The 16,928-nt window shown below is 59.6% G+C and carries 12 protein-coding genes; 6 read left to right on the forward strand and 6 right to left on the reverse strand.

Translation table 11 applies throughout. The annotated features are described in order from the left end of the window. Positions 1-573: 573 nt before the first annotated feature. A complete protein-coding gene (locus JQ624_RS30970; RefSeq protein WP_312014521.1) occupies positions 574-2,520 on the reverse strand; it encodes a cytochrome c3 family protein in 1,947 nt (648 codons plus the stop codon). Between JQ624_RS30970 and JQ624_RS39565 the strand changes: the two genes are divergently transcribed. Beyond that, a complete protein-coding gene (locus JQ624_RS39565) occupies positions 2,512-2,853 on the forward strand; it encodes a hypothetical protein (RefSeq protein ID WP_312014522.1) in 342 nt (113 codons plus the stop codon). The genes JQ624_RS30970 and JQ624_RS39565 overlap by 9 nt on opposite strands. A gap of 196 nt (positions 2,854-3,049) precedes the next feature. On the opposite strand, the gene JQ624_RS30975 is transcribed toward JQ624_RS39565, so the two are convergent. The 4 genes from JQ624_RS30975 to JQ624_RS30990 form a co-directional block, all read right to left on the reverse strand. Next, positions 3,050-3,967: a hypothetical protein gene (locus tag JQ624_RS30975; protein ID WP_249130195.1), complete on the reverse strand. Its 918-nt coding sequence runs from the start codon at positions 3,965-3,967 to the stop codon at positions 3,050-3,052. Positions 3,968-4,039: 72 nt separating this feature from the next. Beyond that, positions 4,040-4,492, reverse strand: a complete 453-nt coding sequence (locus tag JQ624_RS30980) for a DUF2721 domain-containing protein (protein WP_212422699.1) — start codon at positions 4,490-4,492, stop codon at positions 4,040-4,042. 70 nt (positions 4,493-4,562) lie between these two features. Continuing rightward, positions 4,563-5,999, reverse strand: a complete 1,437-nt coding sequence (locus JQ624_RS30985) for a DUF1254 domain-containing protein (protein WP_212422700.1) — start codon at positions 5,997-5,999, stop codon at positions 4,563-4,565. A gap of 156 nt (positions 6,000-6,155) precedes the next feature. Continuing rightward, positions 6,156-8,642 (reverse strand): arylsulfatase, encoded by a 2,487-nt coding sequence (locus tag JQ624_RS30990; RefSeq protein WP_212422701.1) that lies wholly within the window; start codon positions 8,640-8,642, stop codon positions 6,156-6,158. 1,026 nt (positions 8,643-9,668) lie between these two features. Here JQ624_RS30990 and JQ624_RS30995 point away from each other — a divergent pair. Further along, positions 9,669-10,712 (forward strand): transporter, encoded by a 1,044-nt coding sequence (locus tag JQ624_RS30995; protein ID WP_212422726.1) that lies wholly within the window; start codon positions 9,669-9,671, stop codon positions 10,710-10,712. Positions 10,713-10,817: 105 nt separating this feature from the next. Here JQ624_RS30995 and JQ624_RS31000 read toward each other — a convergent pair whose 3' ends face one another. Further along, a complete protein-coding gene (locus tag JQ624_RS31000; RefSeq protein WP_212422702.1) occupies positions 10,818-13,955 on the reverse strand; it encodes an ABC transporter substrate-binding protein in 3,138 nt (1,045 codons plus the stop codon). A gap of 645 nt (positions 13,956-14,600) precedes the next feature. Between JQ624_RS31000 and JQ624_RS31005 the strand changes: the two genes are divergently transcribed. From JQ624_RS31005 to JQ624_RS31020, 4 genes are all read left to right on the forward strand, one after another. Further along, the gene (locus JQ624_RS31005; protein WP_249130196.1) at positions 14,601-15,257 is read left to right on the forward strand and encodes a hypothetical protein; all 657 of its coding nucleotides are present in this window, start codon (positions 14,601-14,603) and stop codon (positions 15,255-15,257) included. Between the two features lie 89 nt (positions 15,258-15,346). Then, positions 15,347-15,643 (forward strand): outer membrane protein, encoded by a 297-nt coding sequence (locus tag JQ624_RS31010; RefSeq protein WP_212422703.1) that lies wholly within the window; start codon positions 15,347-15,349, stop codon positions 15,641-15,643. A gap of 83 nt (positions 15,644-15,726) precedes the next feature. Beyond that, positions 15,727-16,098, forward strand: coding sequence for a hypothetical protein (locus JQ624_RS31015; protein WP_212422704.1), 372 nt, complete (start codon positions 15,727-15,729; stop codon positions 16,096-16,098). Between the two features lie 356 nt (positions 16,099-16,454). After that, on the forward strand, positions 16,455-16,739 hold the full coding sequence (locus JQ624_RS31020) for a hypothetical protein (protein ID WP_249130198.1): 285 nt from the start codon (positions 16,455-16,457) through the stop codon (positions 16,737-16,739). The last annotated feature ends 189 nt before the right edge of the window (positions 16,740-16,928 follow it).

Genomic DNA, 16,928 nt, shown 5'->3' on the forward strand with positions numbered 1-16,928 from the left:
CGTCGTTACCGCTCCGAAGCGCTTCAGTTTCTTGGCCCTTCGAATGAGCCGGGGCCGCCGTTTGCCGAGATCCACTCTGCTCCACACGATCTAGATCAAACCTACTGGGCGGCGTGAGCGTCGGGGTCAGGAGGCTCAAATGACACCGACTCCTTCACTCGATAAAGTGAGACCAACAAAGGGCCAAGAACGCGCCCTGAGGACGATGCTAAGAAGTCTCCTAGGCAAGTTTGATTTCGACAGACTATGTCTAGGAAAAGTTGCCGCCGTCGACGATGAGGTTCTGGAAGTCTTGGTGCCGGCCGATTCCCAAGCTCTCACGCGCGAAATATATTGCGGACCGACGGCCGCTTCGGACATTGATTAGCGCACATGCGACGGCCGAAGTCCGTGGCATAAGGGTTACAAGCGAGAGAAATCTGGCATATCGAGCAGCATACAGGTCGAACCACGTATGCCAGCTAACCGGCGTCGTAGTCTGGGACAGTTGCTGTCGTTCCGGCGGCATCTGCTCCATGGGCCAAGAGATGTTGCGGGCATGTCGGCGACACAAATCCGCGCGCAAAGGCCTGATCAGTGGCGATTTTGCTGGATTGGCAAACGACGTAGGTCGTCAATCAGCTTTGCTAGAGAAGCGTCATTTGGCGTGAGCTTTACGAGACGCTCCGCATAATCCAGCGCACTTTTGGTATCTCCGACTTCACCACTGAAATTGATCATCGCGGCGAGCGAGTCCCGATCGTTGGGATGACGTTGCAGATTGGCTCTCAGAATCCCGATAGCGTCGCCGCGTCGTCCGGCCGATTGTAGGCCCACGGCATAGATATAGGCGTACCGCGCCTGCTCCGGCGCGAGGTCGGCTGCACGGCGCAGCTCATCGAGCGCGGCGTCAGATTGCTTCAGGCGAACGAGGGTCAGGCCCAGCGCGTGGTGAATGGACGCGTCCTGCCCCGATTCTGCAATCGCGTCGCGCAGCACTTGTTCGCCTTCGCTGTCCCGTCCTCTACCCCGGTAGAGATCCGCAAGATTGATGGCCGCGGCCGAGAAGAAAGGATCAAGGCGAAGCGCGGCACGGTATTCCGCCTCGGCTTCGCCGACATTGCCCTGCCGGGCCGCGAAGTTGCCGAGCGCCGTGCGTGCCTCCGGCCGGTCGGCATTCAGCCGCTGCGCCGCGACGAAGTCGGTTGCGGCTCCAGCGAAGGCCTCGCGATCCGCCTTGCTTAGGGTTGTCGAGGAAACCGACGCCAGCAGCTCGGCGGCACGAATGCGCACGCCGCGTATCGGGTCCGTCAATGCCGGACCAGCAATCGGAAAAAGCTGGCCTGCCGGCAGGCCTTCGAGCATGTCGAGCGCGCCGATCCGCACCGTCGGATCAGGGTCAGCCAGCGATCGCTTGGCCAGTTCGACATCCGCGCCGGGCAGCTCTGCCATCGCGCTGGCGCGGGCATAGCTGGAAATGTCGGTCGACGAAGCTACCGTGGCAAGCAGACGCTGGGCATCTGGCTGCTCCGTCCACGCGGCATGAAACGCCGCGACGTAGGCGCGGTCATCGGGCTTCCTCTCGCCGAACCAGCCGGCGACCTTTTCGGCCGCCCATTGCGCCGATTGATTTTTGTGGCAGTCATTGCACGCGTTCGGGGTGCCGAATTTCACCGAAAGATCGGGCCGCGGAATTCGAAAACCGTGGTCATGGCGGCGATCGACCACCATGTAGCTTCGCGCCGGCATGTGGCACGACGCGCAGTTCAGGTCCGGGCCGGCATGCTGACGATGCGCAACCGTCTGGTATTTCGCGGGTGCATGGCACTGCCCGCAGACGTCGTTGACCGCGGCTTTGAGCTTGCCGCTGTGCGGATCATGGCAATCGCTGCAGGTGACGCCGGCGGCAAACATCCTGCTCAGCTTGAACGGCGCGTAGTTGTAGGTTTCCTCGTCGTCGCGCATCTGGCCGTCGGCATGGAACAGTCGGCGGTCAAGCAGCGAGACCCGGTGCGTCTCAGACAACAACTGGCCCGGCTTCCAGTCCTCAGCCAGTTGCCCGCGCCGTGCATGGCAGAGGCCGCAGGTCTCCACCTCCTTGCGCAATGAGGCAGGCGGTGCGCTCCGCCGCGGGAACGCGTTCGAGGGATCGGCGCTCCACGATACCCCTGTCCGCTCGTCGAACCTTGCTAGCAGGCCTTTGAGGGGATCGCCGCGCTTGCCCTCCCTCGCCCACGCCACGTGGCTCGAGCCCGCGCCATGGCAGGCCTCGCAACCCACGCTGATTTCCGCGAAGCTGGTCGCGAAGCGATCTTCCTTCGCGTCGTAATTCTTGCGCACGCCGGTCGAATGGCATTCCGCGCACATGAAATTCCAGTTCTGACGCAGCTTCGTCCAATGCAGGGGATCCTTATGCGTGATCCCGCCGTCGGGATAGAGATGAAACCAGCGCTGGCCGCCCTGGTCCCTGGGCCTGGTGTCCCATGCGATGGAGAGAGCCTGCACACGGCCGTCCGGAAACTCGATCAGATATTGCTGCATCGGATCGACGCCGAAGGTGTATTTCACCTCGAACGCAGCAAGCGTTCCGGCCGCTCCGTCCGTTTCGACGAGGAATTTGTCGCCGGACCGGAAGAAGCGCGAGCGCGTGCCCTGATAATCGAAGATGGCATCATTGAAATCGCCACGCACGGACTGCGCGCTGGCATGAGCCATCGCGCCCTTGTGCTGCGACGAGCGCCACAGCCGCGCTTCGGAGGGATGGCAGTCGGCGCATTTCTCGCTGCCGACAAAGCCGGCGCCCGCTGTCTGCAACGGGCGGCCGGTATCGCGGTTACGGCTCAAGAACAGTCCACCCCCAACCAGCAGGAATAGAAGGCCCGATGCCAGCGCGAGCAGGACAGCGCTCCGGAAGTTCATGAGCGGTGCGGTCGTCCCAGAATCGCCTTTAGGCCGGGACGGCTGCTCTGCCTGCTTAACTTTCTTCCGCCTAGGCCGCTTACCGGAAGCTTTTGCCACGTCCTCGGTCCAATTGAACTTGCGAGCACCGTACCATACAGGACCGCTTTAGCTAATGGCGCGCGAAATAGAGCGGCGTTCGGAGCATCAATTGATAGGCAGGCTTGGGCACCCACATGACCTGGGCAGTTACGCCAAACAGGCGATTGTCGCTATCGTCCATCCGGTCAAGATCGAACCGGACGATCGGTTCAGTGAATGGCTGAATCGACGCGATGTTCAGCAGTTGCGCCCCACCAAAATGTTGAACGCCGGCGCGGGCCGTGAACTTCCAGTTGTCCGGCCATTGGTAATAGCCGCCGACAAAGCCAATCACACTGGGGTGGATCCGGGCCAAAGTGCTTCCGACCTCAACACGCGTGTCCTGGAAACCCGCAAGCAATCCCCTCGTCTCATCCTTGTCGAAGGCATAATCCAGCTCGACAATGTTCGTGAACGTCGTGGTAGCGAAAGCCCCATTGGGTATCGACTGTGTAATTGTTGACTGCCAGGTCACGGTGGGAATCGAACCGCCGTTCTGCTGATACACGTCGGCTTGAAACCCAACATTCCAGCTCGTGATCGCCGGCGCAGACCAACCCGAGCCCGCCTCGGTCGAAGTCGCAGAAATTCCTGCATAGAGGGAAACGCGATCGCTTACGTCAACGGTCAGCGGCAGATCAACGCCTGCGGCCTGGACCGGCGGCAACGACCCGCCAGTGAGCGCAGCCGGGGTCTGGGCGTTCATGAACACGATGCGATGCAAGGCTGTGAACAGCGCGGAACCGCCGAGCCAGATGGGCAGGGAGCCAGCAGGAACGCTGGCGTAGTTCGTCCTCATGTCGAGGTAGACGTTCGGCGGTGCCTGCGAAGAACCAGCATCGTCGTCCGCATCGCCGCCAAACGCAAGACCGCCAAGGCCCGTCCAGATCAGGGCGGCAAGCACCGCCCTGCCACCGATTGGAAGCGGCTCAAGTGTCGGGCTTCGCATTTGCAGACAGCTCCCCGCAGCAATTCAATCGCCAACGATCCTGCAGCGGTCGGCGTGAAAGCTCACACAAGGTTACATTCGAAGATCATTGTCGTGAAGCGCAATTCTTGTCTCGCGTGCGAGGTCAATCAGGGACACGCAAAACGTCAGGAGCGCTGCCATGAACAGTATGGCGATGCCGTATTCGTGCGCCACGCTCATCAATGCACTGATGAATGCGACGACGATGATCAGCGCCGTGAGGATGGCAGCAAGAACGGAGCAGAACAGCGAACGGTTCAGCAGCGCCGCGCGACGGCGCAGACGGGGAATATCCCCTTTCAGATAGGCCTTCGAAGTGTCGCTGTCGGCGATACCATGCAGGTATTGCGAACGGTCGACCACGCGATTGATCTTGGATATCACCACCGAAATGAACGCCGCGACCGCGCCAAGAAGGAACGCCGGCGCGGCGACATTGCCGATGATGCGGCCAAGCTGGTCGATCGACGGCGTCACCGGCAGGAGCTCGATCACGCTCTGCATGCGGTGCCCCTCCCGTTGGACGGATGAGCCGCGAATGGAGCATTAGCTGCCATGTCGGACGCACGGCTTTCTACGAGACACGCTTCACGCCGGGAGGCTGCCAGGTTCCTTTGCCGACGGGAAGGATCGAAGGCTTCTCGGTCCTGGGCCAGTACAGGCGCATCGCCAGATAGATCGGACCATCCGGGGCTGGCAGCCAGTTGGCTTCCTTGTCCGCGCCGGGCGATTTGTTCTGGATGTAGATCGTCAGCGACCCATCCGCGTTCTTTTTGAGATCGGGCAGCATGGGCGAGTTGACCAGATAGCGGTTGATCGGATTCTTAATGAGCAACTGCGTCTTGCCGTCATACATCGTCACAGACCAGAACGCATTCACCGGCGGCAACTGACCTGCGGCGAAAGTGATCGTGTAGGCGTACTTGCTGCCGTCGAGCTTCCGGCCGTCGCTGTCGACACGCGACATGGGATATGTCGCCTCCACGGCATCGTTGCCGTAGATTCCGCCCTTGGCACCGGCCGCGCGCAGGAGCCAGTTGCCATTATAGAAGGCACTGTCGCCGAAATAGGACGCGACGCGCCAGCCGTTCATGTCGGTGCCGGCCTTGGCGAGATACTCGTCCACCTTGCGCTCGCCCTCCTTCATGCCCAGGGCAACCTCCGCCTTCTGCTTCAGCGGGAGATCCTTGAAATTGAATGTCTTGCCGGCTCCGATGCCGATGCGTGCAAGCTTGGCACGGATATCCGCTTCCACGGGCTGAGCCGGCGCAAACTGGAGCGCGAAGTCGAGGTATTCGAAGAAATTCGTCTTCACCAGTTCCTTATTGATCTTTGGAAACTTGATCTCCGGCGCAGGCGGCGGCGGTGGCTGGTTGAGATACCTGGAAAGCGGTTGCACCTTATACCCGGCCTGAATCTTCTTCACGTTTTCCATGTCATCCGGGCCGAAGAGCTGGGTGCGATAGGCCGCGGCGGAGAACTGCGTGGTCGACCTGAAAACCTTCTTGATGCCGGCGGGCGTTTCCCCTTTCCAGTCCGGTCCGGCGACCATGTAGTCACCGGCTTCGCTTCCAGTCGCCCGACTTCCGATATAGCCGTAGTTGTAGCAATTGGCGTCGCAGAGCATGACCGAGTAGTAACGCTTCGGGTCGACGGCTGGAACGGACAGGATGATCGGCTCGGCCCGCAAATCCATGAACAGCATGGAATAAGGCGTATCGCTGTTGGGCGTAATGACCGCCGTATCCTTGTAGGTGAAGACTCGCGCCTCGTTGTTGATTTGATTGAACGGCGCCTTGAACTGGCTTGAGGAGCGGTCGATGGCATACTCGTACATCACCGCGTAGTTCATCACGATCGGCAAACCATAGATGAATCCTTCTTCGGCGATAGCCTTTACGTCGAAGAAGCCGGGCCGCTCTTGTTGAGCAAACGACCAGATCGGCGTGAACGCCGCGCCGGCAACCGCAAGAGACACGCCGGACAGAAGAAAATCGCGCTTGGTCAACATGGTTCGTCTCCCGTGTCATTGCTGGCGTGCTTGAAAGCTGCGCATTAGCTCGCTCAATATCATGATCGATGCCTGGTTTGCGGAAGCCACGCGATCGAAGGAGGAGCGCGAGTTCTCCACACGCTCCCCCCCACGGTTGAGTTCTAGACTTCCCAGTCAGTCGCTGGCTTTCTTCACTGCGTCCTGCATGGCCTTACGATCTGTCTCCGCAAGTTGCTCCGGGCCGATCTTGATAGTCAGCTTGTCGATGGTGCCTGTGAATTTGAAGGGCAGCGTATAGCTGTCATCCACCGGCGTACGGGTGTCCATTCCAATGTCGAAGGACTCATCGATCGCCATCATGAAGGGAATCGTGTGCTCCATCTTTTGTTGCGCTAAAACTTTCCCGTCGACCGACAGCACACCAGCTCCACCCTTGCCCAAGCCCGGTCCATCGTATTTGAAGTCGAACACGATGGTGTGCTTGCCAGGCTCGAGCGACCTGCCCAGCCAGTCTTCGGCTCCGACGCCGCCTTCCCAACGGTATCTCTTCAGGTTCAGCATGTTATAGACAAACACCGGCTTGCCCTTGAGCAGGTAGAGGCCGTAGCCACCGAACCGACCGCCGAAAGTTGCGATCATGCCCTCGGTACCGGCGCTCGGCATCGTGATTTGTGCTGTGATCGTGTAGTTTCGGTTGAGCAGGCTCGGCGCGTTGCCAATTGGAATATCCACATTCTCGCCGGTGTAGGTGAATTCCGATCGCCCTGCAGTCCCGCTGGGCCGTGCCGTGAGAAGACGTGGCAGGACAGAGTTGTCCAGCGGTAGCACCTGATACTTTTTCGCTTCCTCGAGGAATAATGCCTGCATCTCCTTGAGCTTCTCAGGTTGCTTGGGAGCAAGATCGTTTGCTTGAGAGAAGTCCTCGGAGATGTTGTAAAGTTCCCACTTGTACTGCTCGACCGGCGGCAACGGCTTCGTGCCGACTAGCCACGGCGGCTCCGGCGGCGTCGTGGCCGCATACCAGCCATCGTGATAAATGCCGCGATTCGCGAACATCTCGAAATACTGGGTGGTGCGCTTGGAGGGTGCGTCGGCGCTCGCCTTGTCGAACGTGTACGCCATGCTGACGCCCTCGATGGGCTTCTGCTTGATACCGTCGACCATGTCCGGCGCCTTGATGCCGGCCGCCTCGAGGATCGTCGGCACAATGTCGATCATATGATGGAATTGGGTGCGGACGCCTCCGACGTCATTGATGTGGCCGGGCCATGAGATGGCCATGCCTTGCCGCGTCCCGCCAAAATGCGACGCGATCTGCTTGGTCCATTTGAAGGGCGTGTCGAATGCCCACGCCCACGGCACTGCCATGTGCGGATAGGTTTGGTCGGAACCCCAGGATTCGTAGTAGCGGAGATACTCGATCTCGGGCAGATCAAGCACACCGTTGGCGACGGTCAACCAGTTCGGCGTGCCCATCATCGAGCCTTCCGAGCTCGTGCCGTTGTCTCCGTTGATGTAGATGATAAGCGTGTTATCGAGCTTGCCCATGTCCTCCACGGCCTGGATCACACGGCCGATCTCGTGATCATTATAGGCGGTGTAGGCCGCGAACACGTCGGCCTCGCGAATGACGATCTTCTTCTTCACCTCCGAGAGCGAATCCCACTTCGGCAGTGAGTCTGGCCATGGGGTGAGCTGGGTGTTTGCAGGGACCACACCCAGGCGCTTTTGGTTGGCGAAGATCTTCTCGCGCAGCTTCTCCCAGCCCTCGTCGAACAGGCGCATCTTGCTGATCTTGTCGATCCATTCCTTGGTCGGCTGGTGCGGGTCGTGCGTCGCCCCAGGCACGTAATAGACCAGGAAGGGCTTGTCCGGAGCCGAGGCACCGAGTTCCTTCATGTACTTGATGGCCTCGTCCGCCATGTCGGTGACGAGATTGTACTCCTTCCTGCCGACCCACGGATAAATCGGGCTGTGATTGCGGAAGAGATACGGGGTCCACTGGTCGGACTCGCCGCCCATGAAGCCATAGAAATACTGGAAGCCCATCCCGCTCGGCCATTGGTCGAACGGCCCCGCCGCGCTGTACTGGAACGCCGGCGTGTTGTGGTTCTTGCCGAACCAGGAGGTGGCATAGCCGTTGTCGCTCAGGATCCGGCCGATGGTCGCGTTCTCCGGACCGATGATCGAGTTGTAGCCGGGGTAGCCGGTCGCAAATTCGCTGATCTGGCCGAAGCCGACCGAGTGATGATTGCGACCGGTAATCAATGCCGCCCGCGTTGGCGAACACAGGGCAGTCGAGTGAAACTGCGTATAGCGCAATCCGGCCTTGGCAATCCGATCCAAAGCCGGTGTCGGGATCACGCCACCGAAGGTGCTGGGCACACCGTACCCGGAGTCGTCGGTCATGATCAGCAGCACGTTGGGCGCGCCTTTGGGCGGCACGACGGTCGGGGGCCACCAGGGCTTCGAGCTCTTGGCGTCCTGCGTGATTGTGCCGCCGAATTTCGGCGGCGGCGGTGGAAGCTGGTCGCCGGGAATGGTGATGGTCGCAGCCGGGGAGCCAGGCGGCGGCGTGGTTGACTGCGCTTGCTGTGCAAACGCCGGGGCGGATATCGCCGATGTCAAGAACAGTATGGAAGCAATCGCACGAAAAATCATTGCAAGCCCTCCTGAGAGGCGCGCAAACGCGCGGATATTCTCAGTCTTGAGGATCAAGCAGAGAGCAGCGTTGACACAGATCAACCCACGCGGTGGCGGCGCCTAGGGGCAGATTCGGTCGCCTCGCTACGCTAACCAGCGGGGCACGCTCATCTTTTGTATAGGATTACCGGTGTCACGCCGGTCAAGCATCTGCGACACGCCATCACATTGAAGAGCAGAACATGCTCACACTCGTCATCGTGCGGCACCGAACGAGCCGAACAACGGACGTTGAGCGAAATCAACGGGAAGAAATTTCAGGGTCTCAAACTTTCAACGGCAAGCTTTCCTGATCTTCACCTTGGATCGACCGCGACACGCTATGCTCGCTCACAAGCTCAATCATCCGGTCGCCGGCGTCGTGGTCGCGATCACCTTGGTTGCAGCAATTTCGTTGGTTTCTTGGCAGAAACTTCCTGCGAAGCATCGGCTTGCGATCAAGAGCGATCGTCTCGAGCAGAGCAATCGTCGTGACCTGGGGGGTGGCTGTGCACAGGCCGCGTGGCCCTATGGATGTGGCTGGCAACTGCCTCCGGAAAGACGAGAAACAAAAAGGCACTCACCCAAGCGGCGGCAGGGGTTGTTTTGGCTTCTCTCATGATCACGCGCGAAGCTTGCGGCTCCGCCGGGCGGCGTGAATTTCGTTAAGGGAATAATCAGCAGCTACCCGCTCTCAAAATACCTGCGGCGGAACTTTGGAATCTCTCGCGGACTAGGCGACGTGACACCTCTCGATCTCGGTCAAACGAGACACGGGCATTGCCTCAGGGGCGGGGGCAGTTATTCCCGTAGAATCCCGGAATCGGCATCCACCCAAGCTGCACAATAGCGCTGTACTGTGCTCCTTTTGCTACATCCGGTTGCCAAATATTCCTGTCACCATGACGGCTATCGCCCGGCGCAGCATGCCTGTCATATTGTCAGTATCATATTCAGCGCTCACTCGGAGCGAGGCTCTTGGTTCGGCAGGGGATTGCCATGAGAATGACGAAAGCGCTTGTTGCTATTGCATTCGCGGCCGTTGCATCAGTACCGACGATTGTCTGGGCAGATGAGAGTGGCATCAGCTTCTGGATTCCGGGCACATTCGGCAGCCTCGCGGCCACACCTCAGCAGCCCGGCTGGACGGCTGCGTCAATTTACTATCATACCTCAGTGTCTGCCGGTGGGGACGTGGCGCGCGCCCGCGAGATTCAGATCGGTCGTATTCCCGCGAATTTGACAGCTACTTTGAACGCAAACGTCAATGCGAACGTGGATCTTGGCCTGCTGAACGCGACCTACGTCTTTGCAACACCAGTTCTCGGTGGTCAGGCGTCTGCCAGCCTGATCGGAATCTACGGCGCAAATACAACCTCGCTCAACGGACTGGTGACGGGCTCACTTTCAACGCCGGGCGGCTCAATTCCGTTCTCGCGCTTTGATTCCATCAGCGACTCCATCACCGGCTTCGGTGATTTGATCCCACAGTTTGCACTGCGCTGGAATGCCGGCGTCAACAACTACATGACCTACATCACCGGTGATATCCCTGTCGGCGCTTACCAGTCCACGCGCCTCGCCAATATCGGGCTCGGGCATGGGACGATCGATGCGGGCGGCGGCTATACCTACTTCAATCCACAGACCGGACATGAACTTTCCGGCGTGCTCGGCTTCACCTACAATTTCACGAATCCCGACACGCAGTATCAAAGCGGCGTCGACATGCACTTCGACTGGGGCGCCTCGCAATTCCTGAGCAAGCAGGTCCAGGTCGGTCTGGTGGGCTACGTCTACAAGCAACTCGGCTGCGACAGCGGCTCCGGGGATCGCGTCGGCTGCTTCCGCTCTCAGGTGGCCGCCGTTGGCCCGCAGATCGGGTTTATATTCCCGGTCGGCGACATGCAGGGCTACCTCAACTTCAAGGCTTACAAGGAATTCGCCGCGGAAAACCGGCCTGACGGCTGGAACGCCTGGGTGACGTTTGTCATCTCGCCGGCAGCGCCTGCGCCGACCGCGCCGCCGAAGCGGATGATAACGAAGTAGTCGGCTTCACCGCGTGTCAACCGTTGTGGTCGTCACGATGCCTCGGCGTGCTTGCGGGCGGCTTTCCGCTAAGCTGTCGAGTCTGCTGGATTGGGTACCTGTCCGCTATAGTGGCGCGTTTGCTGAACACATCGCGAGCAACGACCTTGCCACAGGATCGTCAGGAAACGCCCGCAGGATGTCTTCGTAGCGGCGGGCAGCGACATCGAATTCCCCACGATCGAAGTAGCTTGAAGCATCCCGCGTCATCTCGCACAGCCTGACGACTTCCGATGATGCCTTCAAGTCCGGATCGTTGTTGGTCCTGATTCCGAGAAGCTCGTAGATCATGAACTCGTGCTTGCGCCCCTTGACCTGAACTTTCCTGATGGGCCTTGCCACGATGTCCGGTCCGATGGCCTCGACGACACTGTCGCTGATGCAGATTGTGGTGCCGAAGGTCTTGTTGATGCCTTCGAGCCGCGAGGCGACGTTGACACCGTCGCCCATCACCGTGTAGCTCAGCCGCGAGCTTGAGCCGACATTTCCGACTAGGACATTCGCACTGTGCAAGCCGACACGCAGGTGCAACTGCGGCCGTCCCTGTGCTTTCCATTCCGCATTGAGCTGTTGCATCCGCCGTGCGGACCGCAACGCGCCACAGCAGGCTCGGAGAACGTGGTCGTCGCGATGGCTCGGCGCACCCCAGAACGCCATGATGCCATCGCCGATAAACTTGTCGACCGTGCCGGACTCCTCCGCAATTGCCTGCGAGACGGCCTCAAAATAGACCGACAATTGAGCGAGCAACTCGTTCGGCGCCATCTGCTCCGCGAGACTGGAAAAATCCCGTAGGTCGGAAAACAGCACAGTCATGAAGCGCGGCTCAACGCCGAGCGTCAGCGGAGTTCCGGTCTTGATCAGCTGTCGGACCAAGTCGAGCGGTACGAACGAGGAGAACGAGCGCAGCGAGGTCTCGAACAGCGACACGGCGGTTTGAAGCGCCTTGATCTCCTTTATGTTCGACGACTGCGACAACGAGTGCGAGAATGTCAGGTCCTCGACCGATCGCAACTCCTGCGACACACCTTCGATCGGCCGCGACAGCCGTCGTGAGAACACATAGATCAGCAGCAGCTCGATGCCGGTCAGGGCGGCAGTCAGGACGATCATCTGCCTGTTCGTTCGTTCGAGCGTGCCGACAAAGTCGGCAGTCGGAGTCAGGATGATGACCTCCCACGGGGAACCGAAACTGCCAGGAAAGCGGGCAAACGAGGCACTGATCTCTTCGCCGCTCCGCGGCGAGCGGAACAAGAAGTCGTCGTTGTTCGAACTGCTCTGGAGGCGATAGGCTTCGCGCACGTCATCGTCGGCGATCGTGTCAAGTCTCGCTAGTTCCGGTCGGCCGTTGTCCGTCCGAAGGGCCTTTCGGAGGTCGGGCGCCGCGATGATCGTGCCGTTGCTCGGATTGGCGATGATCGTGGTGCTGTGGGGGCTGGCGCGATGGCTGGTGAGAAACCGTGACAACACGTCGAGCGTAAGATTGGCCGAGGCGCAGCCAATGAACGTGCCGTCCCTGATAATCGGAAATCGGATGGAAATGATCGGATAGCCGGTATCCGGATTGAGGGATGGTGCTTCGACGATGAGAGCGCGCGCTTCCTTCGCAGCCTGGTACCCAGGTAGAGTCCTGATATCGGTGGTTGTCTCGACATCGTAATTCCCGACGACATGAGGCCAAATGTCAAAAAACGTCCGATGCCGGACTCGTCGCGTCGAGCCGGAAAAGCTGTCGATATAACTGGAGTGCCAGTTCGCTGACGACGGGATCTTTGGATCGGAGCGCCTGCGGTCGTCGTCGATCCGGGTCACTACACGATGATAGCCGTCTTCTAAGCTGACATAGGCGGCATCAATCTGCCGCGCCGAGGTAAGCGCCTGATAGAGCAGGTCCCGGCTCTCCTCCTTTCGAAACGCCTCCGGATCCTGTGCGGCGACTGTTGCAAGCAGCGTCAGCGTGGCTGCAACCGGATTGATCAGGTTCTCCGCGTCTTCAACGCTCGCCTGTTTGGTCTTGGCGACAACGTCGTTCAGAGTCGCGTTGATCGCGGCGGCGTTCTGCCGATAATTGTAGACCAGGATGAAGATCAGCACGGGAATGCTGAGAAGGACGAACAATCCCGACATCACCGCGCTGAGCCGCATTGCGCCGAACGCGCGGGCGTTTCGGTAGAGAACCCAAACCAAAGCGAAAGCAAGAATTGTCGCGAGCAGAGTCCACAACGCTACATGCAGCCACGCTCGCCATCCTCCGTCGGTGGGCATGTATATCAGTCCCTCGGGCAGATTCCCCTCACGCGTCATGCCAAGATCAACATAGGTCTTGGCTATGGACTGCCAACGCTCGCGGCTTTGATCGCCGATCGGCGTGAGATGTGGCTGGATCAGCAGTTCGGTCCGCGCCGCCTCGAACAGCAGCGCCTCACGGCTCTTCTGCGTCACGTACTTGCGACTGATCAGGTCGACGATCTCGTCCTTGTGGGCGAGAGCATACTCCCAGCCCATCAGGCTGGCCGCGCGAAACGCCCGCACGCGCTCGGCGTGCTCTGCGACTTGCCGTTTCGAGGTGCACAGATTATCGCCGTAAAAGTCGACCCCGTAGGAGCGGGGCGCGAACGTCAAATATGGCGTGCCGAGCTTTTCGAGCGCATAAGTTTCGTTGGTGTTGTAGGCCACCATCGCATCCGCCTTGCCACTGAGCAGATCGCGCGGGTTACCATCATGGTCGATGCGAGGCAGGCTTGCGTAGTCGACGCCTTCATGCTTCAGCATCGCAGCGATGTCGTCGCTGCCGGGCGCATCCATCAGACGGTGTCCCTTCAATTCGGAGACCGTACGGATGCCAGCGCGGTACGGCACCAGGATAACGGCCGCTGAGTGTTGAAAAACCACGCCGAGGACCACGTTGTTCGCGCGCTCGGCTCTATCGACGAGTACGCTGGTCGAGCACACGCCAAAATCTGCGGCGCCTGCGGCTACCGCGGCACCTGCATCCAGGCCAGGGCCACCCTCGCGAAGCTCGACCTCGAGGCCCTTGTCGCGATAAAAGCCCTTCTCGATCGCCGCGTAGTAGCCGGCGAACTGGAATTGGTGCTTCCACTTGAGCTGTAGCGAGACCTGATCGAGCGCGCGGGCGGAGCTAATCGTCAGCGCGGCGGCGCATGCGATAACGCAGGCAGACGACCAAACCCGCCGTCGCCACATCGAGCAACTTTCCCTTGCCTTGGACATGCCGGGCTGTGCGCGCATTGCCAGCCTTAATGTTTATAATGTCGCACCACCATCAAAAATAAGCGGGCGCGCCGTTCGGGAGCGTGACTTAGATCAAGTCTCACCATTTCCGGGCCCTTTGCCCACGCCACCGAAGCGGATGATCGCAAGGTAATCGCCTTCACCGGGGCAGTCGCTTTGGACCAGCGGCAGACGTGCCCGGATTTCTCGCCAAGGCTGGCACCGATCGGCAGTCAGCCTTCGCTTTTCATTAAAGTGCTCGAGTCGTTTGAAATGGATCAAACCGATCCGTCGCGGCGTCCTTCCTGACGCGAAAGCTAGAAACAGCGCCGAGTCAGTGGTCTTGCGCCAAACAAAATCGGCTGCGCTTGCAGGCTGAGACCGTTGCGGCAAGGCGATGCAATGCCTGTCTTTACTCTGTAAGCACTACTGACATACAGCGATCGCAAACCGCACGGTTTCCCATAAGTCACTGAGTTGGTTCGATAGAACGTTTTGCCTCGTCGCGCGCAACGCGCCCCACCGCCACCGTCTTCGACGCGCAGAGATTGATTTGCATCAACGCGCGGCCCGGAACTCCGTGGCTCGTTATCAAAATATTCTTTTGTGAGGTTTGCCATGTTGTTCAATCCTCCATTGCGCGTTTTCCTTGCTGCAGCAGCTGTCGCAATTGCGGGCTCATCATTTGCACAGAACGCGCCGCCGGCGCACGTGCCGCTGCAAAAGACGATCGGTGCCGCCAAGCCGGAAGTTGTGCCTTCGCTTTTCGTGCTGAACTCCAAAGGTGCGACGCTGCAGAATGGAAAGCTCGTTCTCGTCGGAGTGTCACCGAACGCGATCGTGTTCGCTGATCGTCCCGTACGCTCCGCAGGCCACGATCTGACCAGCCGCATTGTTGAGGACTGGGCTTCAGGCAGCGACAATTTCCAGAAGGATCCACCAAACGCGACCGTGTCCGCATTTCAGAAGGACGGCAATGGCGTGCGTGACGCAGTCGTTGTTCTGAAGAATCCCAAGCTCGAAGGCGAAAATCTGGCATTTGATGTTGATGTTCTAGAGGGTGACATCAGGGGTGCAGATGGTGCTGCTTCGGTGTTCATCGACATCATCGGTCGTCCTCTCACACCCATGTCAGTTGCGGGGGTAGGCCGCCGAACGGCGTACCGAGGCGCTTACTATGCCGGCGCGGCGGCCGTTGGGGCTGCAGCAGTCGGTGCGGCTGCTTACGGGGCATATGCGCCGCGTTGCGGGTACTACCCGTATCCGCCCTGCTAATGACCACGCAGACGCCGGTGCCTGGGTGGGTGTCCACGCGCGCTGGTCGAGCAAGCAGTTGGGCACGCGAGACTTGATGAAGAAAGCCTATGAAGCCATTCCTGCGAGAAACGGCCAACGGTCCCAGCTTTGCGGGCGTGCCCTGCGGAACGGCTGGCGTTCTGGTTGGCTGCACCGAGTCACATTGGCGTCCCGGCCTCGCCGCAGGTCTTGGTGCGGAATATACATTCACGCCGAATTGGACCGTCAAGGGAGAATATCACTACATCTCCGCGGCGGGAATTGGCGTGAGCAAGGACCATCTCAATTTGATTCGCTTCGGTGCGAACTACAAGTTTTTGGATCGAGATCGCCAGTCGGAGCTCCTCTTTGCAAGGGCGGTCTGACGATGCATCGGCTTGCCAGAAGCGGGAGAACTGATCGGCACCTATAAGTACCGCCAGTCAAAAAGCTTGAAAGGACTCAGCAGATGAAGGCGATCTTGTTCTCGCTTGCAATGCTCGGAAGCAACTTTCTGACACTCATCTCTGATCGCGTACCCGAACTAAAGGTAGAGGCGTTGTGCCAAGCCACCACCGCCGACGACAAAAAAATGGGGCTCAGCGAAGCTCAGAGTTTTTCGGACTGCATACGCGATGAAACAGACGCGCAGCAGCAGCTGCGCCCACTCTGGCAAGCGACCGCGACCTCGGTCCGAGACAGGTGCGAAGGGGAGGCAATCGCCGGTGACAGCCAAAGCTATGTCGATCTTCTCACCTGCATCCAGATGGCAGGGCTAGTGAGTGCACCAACGGCGGCGCCCAACCTAAGAGGTGCGAGCAAGAACCGGAACAAGAAGTAGGTGAGAGTTAATTTAACCAGAGGAGGTCCTCATGAAATACGCTTGTAGAAAGTACTGGCTTGGCGTCGTGATTATTGCCTGCGCAACGATCAGCTCCGCGCATTGGTCGCAACAGGATGGCCTTTCGTTCTCGATCGGCAGCGCGGAGGCCAGGGTGGGGCGTCCGGCCACTCCCGGAAGCGTTGCCGGCGTCGCGCGCCGGACCACACGTCGGGCGGTAGTCGGCGGCGCAGCCGCGGCAGGTGCAGCGGCGACGGTCGTGGCGCCAAAATGCGCCCGCGTGCTGGTGAACGGAGTTTGGGTCTGTCGGTAGGCAGTGGCCCCGTGGCGGGGCCCGATCATTCGAAAACGAGCTAATGCTGATGAAACGCTTATCGCTGGCTTTAGGCGTCGCGGTCGCGCTTGTGATCACCGGCGCTTCGGCCCAATCGATTAATCTGACGGGCATCTACAAATGCATTCAAATATGTCGTGGAGATTTGCCGGGCTATGTCACCCAGAACGGGACCGAACTTAATCTGTTGACGGAAGCGGGTCTTTCGTCGCGGGCTTGGCCGGACTGGTTCTCCCCTGCAAACAGGATCTGGATCGATGCATTGAATTATAGCGCGGTCTATTCACCGGACGGCATGCTGATCTAGTTCGACAATGGCACGGTCTGGCAGCGCGACCTCGGTCCAATTGCGCCTCCTCGCCAGCGGAGATAGCTGAATGACTGGAACTGGCAGCGTTCTGAGTTGAATGCGAATAGGTTGTATGCCTGCCGCGGTCTATTGATAATGGAGGCAGGATCGTCCGCATCTTGCCAAGGACTTACAACGCCACCGCAG

The organism is Bradyrhizobium sp. AUGA SZCCT0283, from assembly GCF_018130385.1.
Taxonomy (GTDB): Bacteria; Pseudomonadota; Alphaproteobacteria; order Rhizobiales; family Xanthobacteraceae; genus Bradyrhizobium.